Here is a 16,458-nt window from a genome sequence, read left to right as displayed (position 1 = left end):
TCCCAAGAACGGTAAAACCAAGACCTCAACGATATGCCAAAAATAAGAAAGCCGCTCACCTTAAGTGAACGGCATTACTACCTAGGTAGTGTGTTTTTCTGTTTTCGTATCATGCTTATCGCGGATGCTAAAGGCGGTGGAAACTTAATCTTCCCAGCGTTTGAAGACCAGCGATGTATTGATGCCACCGAAAGCAAAGTTATTGCTCATTAGGTATTGGCAATCAATTTCACGGCCTTCACCTGTGATGTAATCAAGTTTGCCACATTGCTCATCAAGGTTATTGAGGTTCAATGTTGGGCTGAACCAGCCGCTGTTCATCATCTCAAGGCTTAACCAAGCTTCAATCGCGCCGCATGCACCTAGGGTATGACCAAAGTAACTTTTCAATGAGCTGATTGGTGCTTTGTCACCAAAGATATTGGCGGTAGCGTTACTTTCTGCAATATCACCTTTCTCGGTCGCTGTGCCGTGAGCAGATACGTAGCCGATCACTTCAGGTGATAGGTTGGCATCTTTCAGCGCCATTTCCATACAAAGTTGCATGGTTTCTTTTTGCGGTTGGGTTACGTGGGCTGCATCGCAGTTGCTAGCAAAGCCAACTAGTTCTGCATAGATGGTTGCGCCACGGGCTACGGCATGTTCGTATTCTTCTAATACTAATGTACCGGCACCTTCACCAATGACTAAGCCATCGCGATCTGTGTCGTATGGGCTAGGGGTCTTTTTCGGTGAGTCATTCTTCAGGCTAGTCGCAAACAAGGTATCGAAAACCGCAGATTCAGTTGGACACAGTTCTTCTGCGCCGCCTGCTACCATCACGGTTTGGTAACCGTGCTTGATTGCTTCATAGGCATAACCAATAGCTTGGCTGCCAGACGTACATGCGCTGCTGGTTGGAATAACACGGCCACGTAAACCAAAGAATAAGCCCACGTTTACTGCTGTGGTGTGCGGCATCATTTGAACGTAAGTGGTTGCGGTAATGGCTTTGGTTGATTTCTCATTTAGCATCACACCAAAAGCACCAATGGCAGGTGTACTGCCTGTTGATGAACCGTAAGCAATACCCGTTTCACCGTTAGTTAATACGTCGTTACCGATCAAACCGCTCTGGATGAGGGCATTTTCAGTTGCCACGGTAGACAGCTTAGATACGCGTCCCATGCCACGAACTTGTTTGCGACCGTAGTGTTTAGGTAGCGTAAAATCGTCGATAGGCGCTGCAAGTTTGGTGTTTAGACCATCGTACTGCTCGTAGCTTGGCATGTACTGAGTCGCGTTTTCGCATGCTCGTAATTTCGGTTCGATAGCCTGCCAGTCGTTACCAAATGCAGTAACACCAGACATACCTGTAACAACAACACGACGGCTCATATTAGGCCTCCATTCACTGAAATGACTTGGCGAGTTACATAACCTGCTATGTCTGACATTAGGTAGCTAACTAAGCCCGCTACTTCTTCTGGTTCACCCATACGACGAAGTGGTACTTGTGGTAAAGCGTGTTCTTTTACGTGTTCATCAACCATGCCAGTATCAATCAGGCCAGGTGCTACACAGTTAACGGTGATTTTACGTTTTGCTAGTTCTAACGCCAGTGACTTAGTCGCCCCGATCACGCCTGCTTTTGCGGCACTATAGTTAGTTTGGCCACGGTTACCCATGATGCCTGAAACCGATGCAAGGGTAACAATTCGGCCACCTTTACGTTTTTGTACCATAGGCATAACACATGGGTGCAAGACGTTATAAAAGCTGTCTAGGTTAGTGTGAATCACACCATCCCACTCTTCTTCTGTCATCGCTGGGAAAGCGGTATCGCGGGTAATACCTGCGTTGCTCACCACACCGTAATACGCACCATGTTCTGCAATATCGGCTTCAAGCACTTCACGACATTGCTGACGATCACTGATATCGAATTGAACAATACGACCCGAACCACCCGCGGTAGTGATATCGGAAAGGGTGGCTTCTGCTCCAGCTTTGTCACTCATGTAGTGCACTACAAGGGTGAAGCCGTCTTTAGCAAGCTGAGTCGCAACAGCGCGGCCAATGCCTTTACTTGCGCCTGTGACTAAAACATGTCGGGTCATTAATGGTTCCTATTTAACATTTGATCTAGTTGTTGTTCTGTTGGTACGAAAGCATTGAGCTGGCTTTTTGCAATGACAGTGCCTTGGTGCTCAATACGGCAGGCAAAGGCTGCCATACCATTATTTTCCATTACTTTTTCAGCGAAAATGTCGAACACGTTATGCTCATCGAATTGTGCGTAATCACTGTCATAACGTCGACTGCCAAGTAAAAAACCAATGGGTGCACTTTGATTGTTACACCACGCTTGGTAGCCCGACCACCCAGCGACAGATTGGGCCATAAACTCGATGCCGACATAGCCTGGAATGCTACGTGTTTGCGAGTCGAAAAAAATATTTTCTTCGCGAATGGTGACTTGGCAATGGATATGTTCATCACCAACATCGATCAGTTCATCAACCAGCACCATCGGCGTATCGTGGGGTAATAATTGATGTAAGTGGGGGATTTTAGTCATAAACATATCCAAAAATAAGGCTGATATTGTTGCCACCAAAGGCAAATGAATTGCTCAAAATGGCTTTATTGTTGAGGGCGATATGTTGCTCAGCCAGCTGAATGGGGGCCAAGCTATCTGCTCGCTCACCATCATTAATTTGCTGAGGTATAGCAAGATTATACCGTAAAACGTGCCAGCATATTGCAGCTTCTACTGCGCTAGCTGCACCAAGTGTATGGCCAGTAAAGGGTTTAGTTGAGCTTACCGGAACAAGTTCACCGAATACACGATGAATGGCTTTTGCTTCCATTTCATCATTCAGTGGCGTTGCTGTGCCATGGGCATTGATATAACCAATGTCTGATGGTGTTAATTGTGCATTGGTTAATGCTTTTTGCATGGCTTCTTCCGCACCATTACCTTCAGGGTGAGGCGCCGAGATATGATGAGCGTCAGAGCTGTCACCTGCGCCTAATAGCGCAATAGCGGGCATTTTTATATTTGTGTTTTTATCCGAGCTTGTATCCGGATTTGTATCAGAGCCTTCATCGACCATTGATGGTTTATCTTGGCTAAGCAACATAAACGCTGCAGCTTCACCAATATTGATGCCTTTTCGGTTGGCACTGAAGGGGTTACAGAGTTCGCTCGACAAAGCTTCCAAGCCATGGAAACCATTTAGAGTGAGTTTACAGAGCGAATCTGCACCGCCTACAATAACGGCATCAGCCAGGCCTGATTGTAATAATCGCTGAGCCGACAAAAATACACGGCCGCTGGATGAACAAGCTGTCGATACGGTGTATGTTGGGCCTTGGATCTGGAAAAAGTCGGCAATGAATTCACTCAAGTTACCCAGCTCTTGCTGGTGGTAGTGAAATTCAGAGGGAAACTCGCCGTCATTCGCTTGGGCTTTTAAAGCGGTTTCACCATCGGCAATACCTGACGTACTGCTTCCTACAACCACCGCAATACGATCTGAACCGTACTGAGTAATGGCATGCGCTACACTTGGTGCTATTTGAGCTAATGCAGATTGCGCTAATCGATTATTGTAAGTATCGAACGCTTTTAATGCTGCTGGTAGAGCGGGTAAGTCTGCGGTGACTTTGCCGATCACCGTTGCTGTGCCGTCGTTCAGCATATCATTACAGATCTGCATATCAGGGCTATGCCCTTGAGCAAGTCGAGCATGAATATCGTTATGCTCTAAACCCAGCGCAGAGTGAAAACCACAACTGTGAATATAGAGTGGTGTGGCTGCTGAGGCTGTTTGATTCATCGTGTTACACCGCGTTGTTGTTCGTGATACCTAGCTGTTAGGCTTGTTGTTATACATCGTCATATTAAGCGGTTGCTAAAAGTGCTTACTTAAAGCGGCTGCTGAGTATGGCTTAGTGTTTTTATGGTGATGGTGTAACCCAATTGGTGGTTACTAAATGTAATGGTGCCATCTAAATAAGAGCGTGATGGATCCCTTGCTGTTTGAGCTGGCGCAACGGGTGTTTCGTTTGGCTGGTAGTGAATATCGGCCACTAAGTTACCTTTATCATCGAACAGCTGACGCTGCTGGTTAGACTCGGTGAGCTGCCAACCAATTTGGGCTAAATGCGGTTGCCAGCTCTCGATTGGCCATAAGGTGATCATCAGGTTAAACAATACTTGCTCTGGTTTCGGTAACGTCGTTTCAAGCCCTGTAAGTACACTCGCTTCGATAATTCGATCTTGGTATGACAGCGTTAAGATACGTGCCCCCCATGACGAGAATCCTGCAAGCGCGACTTTATTTTGGTCGACTTCTAACTGCACGGGGAGTTGTTGTTGCTGTTTTTGTTCTGCCGGCTCTCCCCACTGTGCGCTGATGAGTTGGCTCGCAGTTAAGCGGTAACCCAGATCTTCTGGCGTTGGGATGGTCACCGACACCTTAGGTGCTATTTCGATCAAGTTGGCTTGCTGTTGCATTGGCTGTGAACTACAACCTGTTAATGCACTTAGGAGCAAACCCGCGCAAAGTGCGGTAGAGAAAGGTTTGATAGCCTTAGATAACATTATGCTTTGTGCTCCTTAGTCGAAGAGGTATGTGATGAGCTTGCCATTGATAAGGGGGCGAGTAACCACGCGACCATGATACCTGTGAGTACTGTGATACCGAAGCTGTGAATGGCTTGGGTTTGGCTTAATGCGAGCAAACCAAACGATAACAGCGTCGTCATGGCTGAAAGGGTAATTGACAATAGAGTGGCATCCGCTTGATGCTGCTCGGCAAAGAACAAAGTGTAATCTATGCCTATCCCTAAAATCAGAATCAATGCCAGTAAGTTAAATAAGTTGAGTGGCACGCCTGTTAAACTTGTGACCCCTATTCCCACTATGCCCGCGATTACCGGTGGTAACATCAGACGCACTGCGCGGGTAAAGCCGTAGCGCCACCAAAGCACGCCCATGATCACCAAACTAGCAGCAATCAAGAGTTCGGTTACCCGTACACGGTACTCGCCAAAGAGAGATGAGACTTCATCAGCTTTATTGAGGTAACTAACGGTATTGGAGTGTTCGGCGAAATCAACAATAGGCCCAATATCGGAAACATCACTCAGCATGATAATAGCGGCTTGTTGCTGATCGGTTAATTTTCCTAACCATAAGAAACGGAGCGGCTCAGACACTGGCGAATGGATGAATTGCTCAACTGTTAATGGGCTAAAGTCATGATCAAACGTAGCTTGCCCAGCTGTTGGTAGTGCTTGAGCAAGCGCTGTGGCTTGTTGCTGGTAAAGCTGCTTAATCAAATCATAATTTTGCTGCTGGGTGTTTTCTGACGGCAGGTATTGGCTAATACTCTGAAAGCCCTTTAAGACACCTTGTTGTTTAAATTTGGTGAGTGTGCCAGAAACCGACTCTAGGTTTTGTAACAACTGCTGCTGATCGTTGGCCGTTACAACTAACATTTGCTGGCTGCTGCTTAGCCCCGTGATGGCTTTAATGGTGTCTTCTTGTTGTTTTAAATCTTGTGGCAGGGCTTGTAGCTGGCGAATATCATCGTTGTATTCAACATGATAGAGGCCAACGAGAGCAAGGCTGAGCAAAGCTGCGGGCATACACTTTCTAAATAGTGGCTGTTGCCATAGGGCTAACCACGCGTGCATCGTCTGAGTTAATGGCAGCGGTCGGGATTGGCTCGGCTTAGCGGCTAAGACGGGATACCAGCACACTACGGTTGCATAGGCGGCAATGAGGCCAATGGCTGAGAAAAGTGATAACTGCTGTAGCCCTGGGAAGGGCGCAATCAACATGCCAAGGTAACCAATTAGGCTGGTAATCAGTCCCAGCGTAATGGCGGTAAAAATCTGTTTTAAGCCTTTATTGGCATTCCAACGTTCACCAGCGGCAAGGCGATCGGTTAAAAAGTGGAACGCGTAGTCAATAGAAACGCCGATTAAGCTAGCGCCAAAAACCAGACTAAATAGATGCACTTTGCCAAAGATGGCGACGGTGCCGACGAATGCGGCAAGCAAACCACAACCAATCGATAACAGTGCTAATGCCAACGGCAATGGGCTGCGATACACCAGTAATAGCAACAATATCACCCCCGCGAGAGAGCCAACGCCAATGGTGCTAATCTCACTTTTCGCACTTTCTGTGCCGTGTTCAGCATAGAAAACAACGCCCGTATGCAGTAACTCAACATTAAAAGCATCGCGTATGCCTTGTTCAATATTCAGCAGTTCAGGCAATTGCTGTTGTAAGCGATAACTGTAAGGTGAATCGGCTAAATCTGCGCTGATCAACACATACTGCTTGCCTTGATATTTTGTCGTAAGGTAACCGTTGTTTAACGAAAAATTGCCAGTTTGTTTGGTGAGTTGGCTTAAGTAATCACGAAATAACAAGAAAGGATCGCTGGCTAATTCTTGGCCCGTGACTCCTGAAAATGGGTTATAGAGCGATTGAATCACGAACTGTGTTTGTTGCTCTGGGTGTTGTGTTAACCGTGTTTGTTGTTCTGCAGTTAGCAATTGAAAGCGGTTAGGGAAATACAACTCACCCCATGCCTGTTGTGTGTTAACGGGCACTTTAGCGGTGATTTCGGCAAATAAAGGCGAGGTTTGTAATGCGCTGTCAAAGGCATCAGCCGCGGCTAACATTTTGTCTGCATCATTACTGCCAATCAAGAATATGACTTTGTTGCTCATGCTATTGGCAACGTGATCAAAGGCTTGCTGGGCAATAGGATCTTGGCGGTTTTCAGGTAGTAACGCCAGTATGTTGGTCTCGATAGGGTTGCTACGCTGGAAAAAAAGCTGTTGCCCTAATGCAACAGCCAATAACAGCATGACACACAGCCAGGCAAGAGCCAGTTTAGAGTTGGAAAGCACGTTGTTCTTCTGCACTTAATGCCGCCGGCGTTGTACGTTGATGAGAAAAATCGATCAGGGTGTTATCACCGCGAACTTCATTAAGGCGAAGCTGATTGATGTGTTGATCGCCAACAATGGTGATGTCACGAAAAACAGCGTTGAGCGGGGCCGATGTTGGTACTAATACCAATTGCCATCCGTTGCCTTGTTCGCTCAATGTGAGGTCAAACTGCTCCATCAATTGGCTGGTATCGCCTTTGAACAATGATAAAAAGACATGACTGAAGTAAAACACCATAGGGTTATCACTGGCAGACATAACCTGCGCGGGCTGATCGCCAAACTGTTGGCTGAGTTTGTCCGCGGTGAGCGTGAGCTTCACAGGAAATGGTGCGGTCTGTTGCCACAATAATCCTTGCTGCTGCGTAAGCAAAAACTGCCCTTGAGAGACCAGCGGTTGGCTAAACATTTCCATGGTGCGAGTTTGGGTAAAATCGCCGCGCACCAAGTGATGCTCTGCTAACTGTTGTTGCAGTTCCGACAGTGTGATTGTCTGCGCCTTAGCTACTTGGGCCTTAGCTACTTGGGCCTTAGCTACTTGGGCCTTAGCTACTTGAGCATCAGCTGCTTGAACATCAGCTGTAAGAGTGAATAAACCCATACAGCCTAAAAGGTAGACCGGAGCAAGCCTACGCTTACTGATCTGTCTTGTCTTATTACTCAGTTTTGCCAGCATGGTAAGCCTCAACTTTATCAGTAAACACAGTCGGAGAGACATAACACATCTCTCCGCCGTCGATGTGTACTGCGACTTGCATCGTGTGTGCTTTGGTTAAACGTTGCCCGCTATCAAGGTCGAAAATAACGTAATCGACCCGTAACCGGTTTTCCCACTCAGTCAGCGTCGCGGTGACACGAATCGCATGGTTGAAGGGTAATGGTTTAACGTACTTAACGCGGGTGTCGATGATCGGCCACACATAGCCAGAAGCCTGCATTTCCCGATAGCTATAGCCAATTTTCGCCATCAGAGCATGGCGTGCTTCTTCAAAATAGCGGAAGTAATTACCGTGGTAGATTACACCCATTGGATCTGCGTCTTGAAAGGAGGTGACAATCGTCACCTCGGCAGTCAAGGGCTGTACAATCTTGGTCATCGACAGCGTCCTTTAAAATTAATATAGCGACCAGTGTTGTTGCTGGATCATCGCAATAAACTTACGTAAGTCACCTTCTAGCGGGCGATCCTCAATCACGGGTTCAAAATCATTCAACACTGCAGCCGTCATTGCTTTTAGTGCTGGGCTGAAGTGGTTGTCATCTAACTCGTTATGTTTTTTGCGCAGTTCAAGCGCTTGAGTTGCTGCTAATAGCGAGGCCGCTGCAACTTGTTCGGTGAGTTGCAGTACTCGTAGGCAGTCACGTGAAGCAATGGTGCCCATGCTGACTTTATCTTGGTTGTGGCACTCGGTTGAACGAGAGAACACACTCGCAGGCATGGTGTGTTTCAATGCTTCTGCTGTCCATGCTGAAATACCAATCTGTACCGCTTTGAAGCCATGATTAATTGGCTTACGTTCGCCTTCTGCGCCCGTTAGGTTAAACGGTAAGCCATTGTTGAACTTGTAATCCATTAACTGTGCCATTTGGCGATCAAGTAGATCGGCAAGGTTCGCGACAGCTGTTTTCAGTGTATCCATTGCCATCGCAATATGGCCACCATAGAAGTGTCCACCGTGCAGTACGCGCTCGTTGTCACCATCAATGATTGGGTTATCGTTCGCACTATTAAGTTCGTTTTCGATCATCTGGCGTAGCCAAGGTAGGCTGTCTTGCAGCACACCAATAACATGTGGTGCACAACGCAGTGAGTAACGATCTTGTAGGCGGTCACTGTTACGAGGTGGGCGCTCTGATTGTAGATCCGAACGTAACCACGATGCGATCTGCTGCTGACCTGGGTGAGGTTTTACGGCGAATAATGCTTCATCAAAGTGGAAGTCATTACCGTGCATACCTACAGAAACCATTGCAGTAATACGCGTCGACAACTGCGCCAGATATTCTGCACGTTTATAGGCAATACAAGCCAATGCCGTCATTACCGAGGTGCCGTTCATCAAGGCTAAACCTTCTTTGGGCTTTAGCTTGATAGGGTCGATACCTAACTCTTTGAAGACTTCGGCGGTTGGGCGAATTTCACCTTTGTATAAGACTTCGCGCTCACCAATGAGTGCAGCCGCAAGGTAAGACAGTGGCGTTAAGTCGCCACTTGCGCCAACAGAACCTTCTTGTGGAATACGCGGTGCGATGTCTTGGTTTACCAAAGTAACGATTTGATTAAGTAGGTCGTGACTAACACCAGAAACACCTTGTGCAAGTGAACACAAGCGAGTGGCAAGTACTGCACGTGCTTGTTGCTTATCTAAGTCTTCGCCTAAACCACAGCCGTGAAAGCGAGTTAGATTGAGCGGTAATTCATCGACTAAATCAGTTGGGATCGCAACAGTACATGAATCGCCGTAACCCGTTGTGACACCGTAAATCACCCCTTCTTCTTTGAGCAATCGCTCCAGAAAAGCGACACCGCGGTCAATCTTGTCATTAAAAGCGGCCGAGTTGTTGAGTTCTGCGTTTGCGCCATTAGAGATCGCAACCACATCTTCAATCGTTAAGCGCTCTGCGCCAAAAGTTATTGTCTTATTCATAAAATTTAGTCTTTTTTATTACTTAACTGCCAAAAGTTGAAAAAGTTGTACCATTGAAGCGGTGCTTTCATTGTGTAGTGCTCAAGTCGCTCGGCATAGCGAGTAACGGCACTTTGTAATGCTTCGGTACGGTTTTTTCGTGGCAGCGTCAGCTGTTTAGAAAATGGTTCAAAATACACGTCGAAATGGGGTGTTGCTTGCTGTTCGTCTCGTAAACCAAACAGGAGGTAAACTGGGGCTTTTAGCACGCTCGCAAGCATGAACGGCCCTTGTGGGAAGGGAGCGGGTTTTCCTAAAAAATCAGCCCATATTGAGCGTTGTTCTTTGGTGACCGATGTGCGATCGCCCACAATCACAACCCATTCACCTTGTTCGAGTTTTTGTTGTAATAAAATGGCAGTATCTGGCCCCAGAGAGCTGACTTGAATTAAGTTCAGTTCTGAATCTGGGTTGACTGCTTTCATTACTGAGTTAAAGCGTTCTGCGTGTTCAGTAAACACTAACGCGTTAATTTTAATGCTTTTATAATCACGGCTCAGTGCGCGACATAATTCTAAGTTGCCCAAATGTGAGCCTAGAATGATAATCCCTTGTTTGCTTTCAGTCAGCTCCGCAAGGTGCTCACTACCATGTAAGGTGATGTTTTGGGTACTTAAATCCCCACGCCATCCCGCCAGTTTATCGAGCATGGTATGACCAAACGATAACAGGTGTTGGTAGCTGTTAAAGGGCGTTGGTAATGGCTGATTATTATCGTGAGCATATTGGCTCACTTGCGCCAAAAAGTGTTCAGACTCTTTACGAGCACTTGCACCTATGAGGTAGTAGTAACCAATCACAGCCTTGAGTAAAGCTGCAAATACACGACGACCAAAGATTGAATACACCCACATTAGCAGTTTGATGCCAATCACGGTGCCGCGCTCTTTTTGCTTAGACCAATGGATATTTGTGGTTGTCTCTTGATCCTTGAGTAAGGCTTTTTTCTGTTTATTGCGTTTTAGTAACCGTGGGATGCGTGGCAGCATGCCAAAGAATAAACGCGTGTGCATAGCACTAATTTTTACGTTGTCCCACAGAACGTCGAAATGTGATAAGCCGTCTTCTGGGTAAATGACCTTGGTCTCGACAAAACGAATATCACAGCCATCCCAGTACATACGAACTAAGATTTCAGTGTCGAAATCCATCCGCTGACCGATAGTATTACGTGACAATACTTTGATGGTTGGCCCGATAGGATAAGCACGAAAGCCACACATGCTGTCTTTAATACTCATCGACAGTGTTTCTATCCAGACCCAAACATGGGTGGCGTAACGGCCATATAACCGAGATTTCGGTACCGATTCATCGTATACAGGGCAACCTGAAATAACCGCAGTCGGATGAGAGTGTGCTTCATCAATGAGTTTAGGTAAGGCATCTAGATCGTGCTGACCATCAGCATCTATTTGAATCGCATGGCTAAAGCTTTGACGATACGCTTCTTCAAACCCCGCAATAACAGCCCCGCCTTTGCCTTGGTTGTTTGCTAACGTGATGACAGTGACAAGGGCTCGCTGGGCCTGTTCTGCCAAAATCGTTTGAGTTTCATCATTGCTGCCATCATCAACAATGATCACGGGGTAACCATATTTCGCTAATGCATCGACAACCGCAGGAACGGTTTTGCCATGGTTATAGCAGGGGATCAGAAAGCAAGGGCGGAAAGTCGTCATGCTTTAATACCCTAACTTAATGCGGCCTGATGAGTGTGTACCTGCGTCAGACAGGTAGCTGAAGTACAACTTTTGCTTATCTTCAACCCATTCCAGTTTGAGCGTTACCACCATGTCTGGGGTGATAGGCTCTTGGAACTTAATCACTTCCATCCCTGCAAACTTAGGGGCAGCTTGTAATAGTTGCTGACCGTAGTAGGTTGCCCAATCAATCTGACTTACACCCGGAAGAAGAGGAAACTGCGCAAAGTGGCCGGTAAAGTCGAGAATATCCGCATCGACACGTAGCGTTAACGTCGCATGATGATCGGTGATCGCTTGCTCGATGATGGTTGGCTTTCGTTTTGTCATTGTTATTTATCGCTGCTTTATTACGTGGTTGCTTACTGAGTGTAGCGGGCAGAAACAACCACTTGTTGAAATAAGCACATGGCTAACGGTTAGTCTGAAAATAGCGTGACAAGCGCTTGGAATTGGCGTTTACCTTGACTATTTATCGGTATTTCATCCGTGGCACGAAAGCGACGAGGAATACCCACAGGCTCTAACCATTGTCGTAGTTGCTGACGAATGGCTAGCCATAACTTTCCTTTTCCCATTTCAGCGAGTGCTGTTTGACCCGCAGGCGTCAGGGTTATCACCGCGCCTAACACTAGGCGATGGCCTTCATCGAGAGGCAATACTGCCGCTTCATCAATCCAAGCGAGTTGACTTAAACGTTGCTCAACATCCACTAATGAAATACGTTTCTCTTCGATTTTGACGATACGATCAGCGCGACCTTTTAGCTGAAATTGGTTATTCGGCAAGAGTTCACATTGGTCGCTGGTTTGGTACCAAGTGTCGGCATCAATAAACGGCGATTGTAAGCGTAGGCATTGCTCTGCATTCAACATGACCTGGTGGCAGGGAAATAGCTGCCATGGGGTTGTTGTTTCATGCTGTTGGCGGTAGCCAATCCCGCCTGTTTCAGTACTGCCAAATACTTCTACGGGCAAACACGAAAAGAGTCGTTCGCTTTGTTGCGCCGCTGAATGGGGCAATGGCCCACCAGAGGAGAATATTTGACGGTAAGGTGATGTCGCTGTCATATCAGCTAGGCGTTTTAAGAGAGCAGGGCTACTGATCAAGGTGGTATCGGCAGATGCCTGTGCCATGACTTGTTCTGGATACGTTAAATCCTGACGAGCAAAAGCACGGCCACTGCATAACGGCCACAGTATGCGAAAGAGTAATCCGTAAATATGCTGGTGGGAAACCGTACTGGTTATTTTTGCCCCGAGTAACTGCTCGCCCCAAAGAGATTCCAGCACATCAATTTCTGTTGCAATACCTGATAATGATTTTTCGATGGCTTTTGGCGTACCGCTTGAACCAGAGGTAAAAAGGGTGAGCTTCAAAGCATCTAAATCAAGTGCTTGAAATTCTGATGTATTGAACTTTGTATTTGCAGCGCCTGTAAAAGGCAGAGCCAGTGAGGGGGTACCTACAATGGTCGCGACTGCCTCATCGTGCAATAGAATTTCAAACTGTTCAGCAAGCTCTGCTAAAGCGGCTGGCTGATGATTACCCGGCAAAATAATATGTTTGCTGCTGTGCGATAAAGCCATAAAGGCAACCGCAAAGTAGTAACTGTCAGCAAAGCACAAGGCCCAACGTAATTGGGGCTGAGTCTTGAGGTAAGCGGTTAACTCACTCACATCATGCTGAAATTGCTGCCACTGGGTATCATCTTGAAAAGCGACTAGCGATTCAGGCAGACGCTTGGTAAGCATCACATTCGCTAGCGAGGTATAGGAAATGGTCTGTATCATGGCTCTCTCTTTTACCTGCTTTTCTTTTCGTCTTGCTGCTGGTCATTTTTTGGCGTCACATCTTCTCGCACAAAGAAGCGAACAATGAATTCAGCGATAAATAAAGTGCCAGCGGCTAAGTAGCTAATTAAGCCATTGTAAAGTGTCCATACCGCTAACGGTTGAAAACAGGTGTATAGCGCAATTGAGCCATTAACGACAAAAAACGCACACCACACTTTCGTTACTTTGCGGGTGTACCGTACTCCACTGGCGGGTAAATCTGGTTCTTGAAGGCGAGCTAAACGCTCGACTAGGGTTTCTTTTTGCCACAAGCTCATACCGAACAGGCCTAGCATCAGTGTATTGACAACGACAGGGTAAAAAGTAAACCACCCTTCTTGTTGAAATACAGTGCCGAGTAAGGTGAGTACAATACCTGTCGCGCCGCTTAGCCAAGCAACGTATTTGAGTTCTCGTAACCGAGTTTGGTTTCCAGCGATAATGCGAAGCAAAAATAAAAACGCTAGCAGCCCGGCTACAACCCCGAGCCCCCATCGGCTAAGGCCATAGTAAACTGCTAGCGGATAAGCTAATAAAGCAATCGCTGACAGAGCCGTCAGCGCGCGCATTAGCTTTCCTTCAGTAGTTCAATTACAGCATCAACAACATCATTCACGCTGCGTACTGATTTGAACTCTTCAGGTTTAATTTTTTTGCCTGTGAGATTTTGTAGGTGCACTACAAGATCGACTGCATCGATGCTGTCTAGGTCTAACTCTTGATAAAGTTGTGCTTCTGGCGTGATGTCAGCAGCATCAATCTCAAACAACTCAACCAGTGCATCGCGCACTTGCTCAAATACTTCGTTACGGTTTACGTCGGTCATAATGAATTACGCTTTGGTTGCTGCAATGTAGTTAGCTAGATTTGCTACTGAAGCAAAGTGTTCACGAGTTTTCGTGTCATCAGCATCGATAACGATGTTGTACTTTTTCTTGATCGCAAGACCAAGTTCTAGTGCATCGATAGAGTCTAAACCAAGGCCATCACCAAATAGTGGTGCATCGGTTTCAATGTCGTCGACAGCGATATCTTCTAAGTTTAGTGCTTCAATGATTAAAGCTTTTAATTCTGTCTGTAATTGTTCCATTTTGGCCTACTTGTAATAAATGAAATCGATGGTTTCTTATCAAGCCGCAGGCGGAAAAAGTACTTCCGCAAGGTGGCTATTCAAATGTCGAGCTGCTGTTGTCACAGAGTCTGCATTATCAATAAAACGCGCAGTTTGTATTTTATCTTTTACTTCTACGCGAAAAAAAGGTTTATTTTTTGGTACGTTATACCACTTGCTTCCTTTGGTCAGAAAGGATGGCGAAACTGTAATGTGGATTAATCTTATATCACTTTGAGTGCGTATCGCAATCTGCGCCGCTCCGCGTTGAAGCTTCGATTTTTGCTTGGGTGTCGTACGTGTTCCTTCAGGGAATATGAGTAAAACATTGCCCTCATCAAGGCGCTCTGAGCAGTCGCTGATCAGGTTGTCTGGATCACGATTAGGGATATATCCTGCCGCTTTAACAATGCCCTTTATAAAAGGGTTATTCCACAATGCCGCTTTAACTAAACAATCACATTGTGGCATGCGTGATGCGATAAGCACGTAGTCAATCAAACTTGGGTGGTTAGCCACCACTAAGCAGTTGCGGTCTTGGCGCAGAATATCTTCGCCAATGAATTCGTAATCAATTGCGCCCGTAAATTTCATGGTGCGACAGAAAAAAGCAAAGGTGCGTTGAATAATGGCCTGAACGCGCATTTCTCGTTGTTGTTGGTTACGCGCCGACAATGTCATGATAGGAAAGGCAATAAACGTTAATGCAAGCGCACCGATGCCAAATAGCGAAAAGCAAAACCCCGTCGCAAATATACGCCAATAACGGTTAAGTTCGGCTTTTATGGGTACGGTGCGCGCCATTTACTTATCTTCTCCGTTTGCTGCGAGCCAATTCCATTGGTTGCGCTGCGAGTCAATTGACCATTGCGAGTCGTTTAATTGGAGATGAGACACCAAAGTAAGCGCATGCGGCAAGGGGTACTGAACCTGTTCACTGCGGTTAGCTGTCCAACTGAGCTGGAAATCTGCACCTTGAGTCAGCAGCATGGCAACAGCGTAACCATGAAACGTTTCCTGAGTGAAGCCACGGTAAACGTCTGGTACGGGCTGATCAAAATCGACCACTAACACTTGGTGTGATGGATGTTGTGCCAAATAACTATTTGCTTCGATAAGCGCAGAAGGGAAGGTGTTTTCACCTGCACTTAATGACGATACTGGAATCGCCTGTTTGGTTAAAATGGTGTACAAGCCTGCCGCCGTATTATGGACGGATTGCGAGAAAGCCGTTGGTGAAGCGTCGTGCCCAGCCAGGATGTCTTGTAAAAGTTGAACAGTGCGAGTCAGCTCACCATGGCGACTGGAAAAGATAATATAATCAACTTCTTGTTCTTTGCTGATAGCAATGGCTGATTGCACTGCCATTTTGCTTAGCTGACTCATGCGCCGACGTGCCATCGGTGGAATAAGATCGTGTGGCACTGTTGCCGTTGGCATTAGCCATTCGTGATCGTTTTCCGCCCAATACAGCCATTCTGCATCGGATGTTAAGCCAGCAGATAACGGCATCAGCTTTTTTATGTTGAAAGATATGTTATTCATTTTCAATCGTTTACTTAAATTTTACGAAACAAGATGCATTATTAAAGATAATAAAACTACTAGCGATTTTCCGTTCAGGATATATGATTGCTGACTAATAAATCAATGTTCTATTACAACTAAGTCGATTAAGGAACTCTCATGAAACTCATCAAAGGGCTTATTATTGCTGCTGTGCTAACAGGCGTTGTTGGCTGTAGTCGTACACATCCAGTTCTTAATGTTGATAACGCACCTGTATCATATAACGTAAAAGTTGAACAGGTACGAAGCGCAATATTGCAATCAGGTGCTGATCGTGGTTGGATCATGCAAGAAACCAAGCCGGGTACGATTCGTGGTGAAATTATCAAACGTACACACAAAGCAATAATTGACGTTGAGTATAATGCAAAAACATACTCAATTCATTATGTTAGCTCTGAGAATTTACAATACGAAGATGGTGAGATCCACCGTAACTATAATCGTTGGGTAAATAACTTAGATGTCGATATTAAGAAAAAGCTAGCAGCGCTAGCACTATAGTTTAATTATACTGGTCGTCATTTTATATAATAGGTCAATACATTGTTAATATTGGCCTATTTGCTACAAATATAAAGAGTATAGAT

18 protein-coding genes are annotated in these 16,458 nt (G+C 46.1%); 1 reads left to right on the top strand and 17 read right to left on the bottom strand.

All coding sequences use genetic code 11. The annotated features are described in order from the left end of the window. Positions 1-144 precede the first annotated feature (144 nt). The 17 genes from ASV53_RS15625 to ASV53_RS15545 form a co-directional block, all read right to left on the bottom strand. Positions 145-1,377, bottom strand: coding sequence for a beta-ketoacyl-ACP synthase (locus ASV53_RS15625; protein ID WP_094957753.1), 1,233 nt, complete (start codon positions 1,375-1,377; stop codon positions 145-147). After that, positions 1,374-2,099 (bottom strand): 3-ketoacyl-ACP reductase FabG2, encoded by a 726-nt coding sequence (locus tag ASV53_RS15620; protein WP_094957752.1) that lies wholly within the window; start codon positions 2,097-2,099, stop codon positions 1,374-1,376. Before ASV53_RS15620 ends, ASV53_RS15625 begins: the two co-directional genes overlap by 4 nt. Beyond that, positions 2,099-2,560, bottom strand: a complete 462-nt coding sequence (locus ASV53_RS15615) for a hotdog family protein (RefSeq protein ID WP_094957751.1) — start codon at positions 2,558-2,560, stop codon at positions 2,099-2,101. Before ASV53_RS15615 ends, ASV53_RS15620 begins: the two co-directional genes overlap by 1 nt. Next, the gene (locus tag ASV53_RS15610) at positions 2,553-3,824 is read right to left on the bottom strand and encodes a beta-ketoacyl-[acyl-carrier-protein] synthase family protein (RefSeq protein ID WP_094957750.1); all 1,272 of its coding nucleotides are present in this window, start codon (positions 3,822-3,824) and stop codon (positions 2,553-2,555) included. Before ASV53_RS15610 ends, ASV53_RS15615 begins: the two co-directional genes overlap by 8 nt. An 89-nt stretch (positions 3,825-3,913) precedes the next feature. Next, positions 3,914-4,591 (bottom strand): DUF3261 domain-containing protein, encoded by a 678-nt coding sequence (locus ASV53_RS15605; RefSeq protein ID WP_094957749.1) that lies wholly within the window; start codon positions 4,589-4,591, stop codon positions 3,914-3,916. Then, the gene (locus ASV53_RS15600) at positions 4,591-6,879 is read right to left on the bottom strand and encodes an MMPL family transporter (protein WP_094957748.1); all 2,289 of its coding nucleotides are present in this window, start codon (positions 6,877-6,879) and stop codon (positions 4,591-4,593) included. Before ASV53_RS15600 ends, ASV53_RS15605 begins: the two co-directional genes overlap by 1 nt. Positions 6,880-6,904: 25 nt before the next feature. Beyond that, positions 6,905-7,639: an outer membrane lipoprotein carrier protein LolA gene (locus tag ASV53_RS15595; protein WP_239928811.1), complete on the bottom strand. Its 735-nt coding sequence runs from the start codon at positions 7,637-7,639 to the stop codon at positions 6,905-6,907. Then, positions 7,620-8,060 (bottom strand): acyl-CoA thioesterase, encoded by a 441-nt coding sequence (locus ASV53_RS15590; protein ID WP_094957746.1) that lies wholly within the window; start codon positions 8,058-8,060, stop codon positions 7,620-7,622. Before ASV53_RS15590 ends, ASV53_RS15595 begins: the two co-directional genes overlap by 20 nt. Before the next feature lie 18 nt (positions 8,061-8,078). Further along, the gene (locus ASV53_RS15585; RefSeq protein WP_094957745.1) at positions 8,079-9,611 is read right to left on the bottom strand and encodes an HAL/PAL/TAL family ammonia-lyase; all 1,533 of its coding nucleotides are present in this window, start codon (positions 9,609-9,611) and stop codon (positions 8,079-8,081) included. A gap of 5 nt (positions 9,612-9,616) precedes the next feature. Beyond that, positions 9,617-11,332 carry a glycosyltransferase family 2 protein gene (locus ASV53_RS15580; protein ID WP_094957744.1) on the bottom strand — a complete coding sequence of 572 codons (1,716 nt, stop codon included), beginning with the start codon at positions 11,330-11,332 and terminating at the stop codon, positions 9,617-9,619. 3 nt (positions 11,333-11,335) lie between these two features. Continuing rightward, a complete protein-coding gene (locus ASV53_RS15575) occupies positions 11,336-11,683 on the bottom strand; it encodes an ApeI family dehydratase (protein ID WP_094957743.1) in 348 nt (115 codons plus the stop codon). A gap of 89 nt (positions 11,684-11,772) precedes the next feature. Continuing rightward, a complete protein-coding gene (locus tag ASV53_RS15570; RefSeq protein WP_094957742.1) occupies positions 11,773-13,146 on the bottom strand; it encodes an AMP-binding protein in 1,374 nt (457 codons plus the stop codon). An 11-nt stretch (positions 13,147-13,157) separates the two neighbouring features. Next, the gene (locus ASV53_RS15565) at positions 13,158-13,757 is read right to left on the bottom strand and encodes a COG4648 family protein (protein WP_062692073.1); all 600 of its coding nucleotides are present in this window, start codon (positions 13,755-13,757) and stop codon (positions 13,158-13,160) included. Then, a complete protein-coding gene (locus ASV53_RS15560; protein WP_048899615.1) occupies positions 13,757-14,014 on the bottom strand; it encodes an acyl carrier protein in 258 nt (85 codons plus the stop codon). The genes ASV53_RS15565 and ASV53_RS15560 overlap by 1 nt, the downstream gene beginning before the upstream one ends. 6 nt (positions 14,015-14,020) lie before the next feature. Continuing rightward, the gene (locus ASV53_RS15555; protein ID WP_062692071.1) at positions 14,021-14,278 is read right to left on the bottom strand and encodes a phosphopantetheine-binding protein; all 258 of its coding nucleotides are present in this window, start codon (positions 14,276-14,278) and stop codon (positions 14,021-14,023) included. A 39-nt stretch (positions 14,279-14,317) separates the two neighbouring features. Beyond that, positions 14,318-15,103, bottom strand: a complete 786-nt coding sequence (locus tag ASV53_RS15550; protein ID WP_062692069.1) for a lysophospholipid acyltransferase family protein — start codon at positions 15,101-15,103, stop codon at positions 14,318-14,320. After that, positions 15,104-15,844, bottom strand: coding sequence for a beta-ketoacyl synthase chain length factor (locus tag ASV53_RS15545; protein WP_094957741.1), 741 nt, complete (start codon positions 15,842-15,844; stop codon positions 15,104-15,106). 141 nt (positions 15,845-15,985) lie between these two features. On the opposite strand from ASV53_RS15545, the gene ASV53_RS15540 reads away from it, so the two are divergent. Next, the gene (locus tag ASV53_RS15540; protein ID WP_094957740.1) at positions 15,986-16,372 is read left to right on the top strand and encodes a hypothetical protein; all 387 of its coding nucleotides are present in this window, start codon (positions 15,986-15,988) and stop codon (positions 16,370-16,372) included. Positions 16,373-16,458: the final 86 nt, after the last annotated feature.

This window comes from Photobacterium sanguinicancri (genome assembly GCF_002265265.1).
In the GTDB taxonomy this organism is placed as follows: Bacteria; Pseudomonadota; Gammaproteobacteria; order Enterobacterales; family Vibrionaceae; genus Photobacterium; species Photobacterium sanguinicancri.
The sequence above is the reverse complement of the archived record's forward strand: the minus strand, read 5'-3'. Positions and strand labels throughout refer to the sequence as shown.

Excerpts from the sequence above, each read along its gene's own strand:
- ASV53_RS15625 (WP_094957753.1), bottom strand. The coding sequence starts at position 1,377 with ATGAGCCGTCGTGTTGTTGTTACAGGTATGTCTGGTGTTACTGCATTT.
- ASV53_RS15620 (WP_094957752.1), bottom strand. The coding sequence starts at position 2,099 with ATGACCCGACATGTTTTAGTCACAGGCGCAAGTAAAGGCATTGGCCGC.
- ASV53_RS15615 (WP_094957751.1), bottom strand. The coding sequence starts at position 2,560 with ATGACTAAAATCCCCCACTTACATCAATTATTACCCCACGATACGCCG.
- ASV53_RS15610 (WP_094957750.1), bottom strand. The coding sequence starts at position 3,824 with ATGAATCAAACAGCCTCAGCAGCCACACCACTCTATATTCACAGTTGT.
- ASV53_RS15605 (WP_094957749.1), bottom strand. The coding sequence starts at position 4,591 with ATGTTATCTAAGGCTATCAAACCTTTCTCTACCGCACTTTGCGCGGGT.
- ASV53_RS15600 (WP_094957748.1), bottom strand. The coding sequence starts at position 6,879 with ATGCTGTTATTGGCTGTTGCATTAGGGCAACAGCTTTTTTTCCAGCGT.
- ASV53_RS15595 (WP_239928811.1), bottom strand. The coding sequence starts at position 7,639 with ATGCTGGCAAAACTGAGTAATAAGACAAGACAGATCAGTAAGCGTAGG.
- ASV53_RS15590 (WP_094957746.1), bottom strand. The coding sequence starts at position 8,060 with ATGACCAAGATTGTACAGCCCTTGACTGCCGAGGTGACGATTGTCACC.
- ASV53_RS15585 (WP_094957745.1), bottom strand. The coding sequence starts at position 9,611 with ATGAATAAGACAATAACTTTTGGCGCAGAGCGCTTAACGATTGAAGAT.
- ASV53_RS15580 (WP_094957744.1), bottom strand. The coding sequence starts at position 11,332 with ATGACGACTTTCCGCCCTTGCTTTCTGATCCCCTGCTATAACCATGGC.
- ASV53_RS15575 (WP_094957743.1), bottom strand. The coding sequence starts at position 11,683 with ATGACAAAACGAAAGCCAACCATCATCGAGCAAGCGATCACCGATCAT.
- ASV53_RS15570 (WP_094957742.1), bottom strand. The coding sequence starts at position 13,146 with ATGATACAGACCATTTCCTATACCTCGCTAGCGAATGTGATGCTTACC.
- ASV53_RS15565 (WP_062692073.1), bottom strand. The coding sequence starts at position 13,757 with ATGCGCGCGCTGACGGCTCTGTCAGCGATTGCTTTATTAGCTTATCCG.
- ASV53_RS15560 (WP_048899615.1), bottom strand. The coding sequence starts at position 14,014 with ATGACCGACGTAAACCGTAACGAAGTATTTGAGCAAGTGCGCGATGCA.
- ASV53_RS15555 (WP_062692071.1), bottom strand. The coding sequence starts at position 14,278 with ATGGAACAATTACAGACAGAATTAAAAGCTTTAATCATTGAAGCACTA.
- ASV53_RS15550 (WP_062692069.1), bottom strand. The coding sequence starts at position 15,103 with ATGGCGCGCACCGTACCCATAAAAGCCGAACTTAACCGTTATTGGCGT.
- ASV53_RS15545 (WP_094957741.1), bottom strand. The coding sequence starts at position 15,844 with ATGAATAACATATCTTTCAACATAAAAAAGCTGATGCCGTTATCTGCT.
- ASV53_RS15540 (WP_094957740.1), top strand. The coding sequence starts at position 15,986 with ATGAAACTCATCAAAGGGCTTATTATTGCTGCTGTGCTAACAGGCGTT.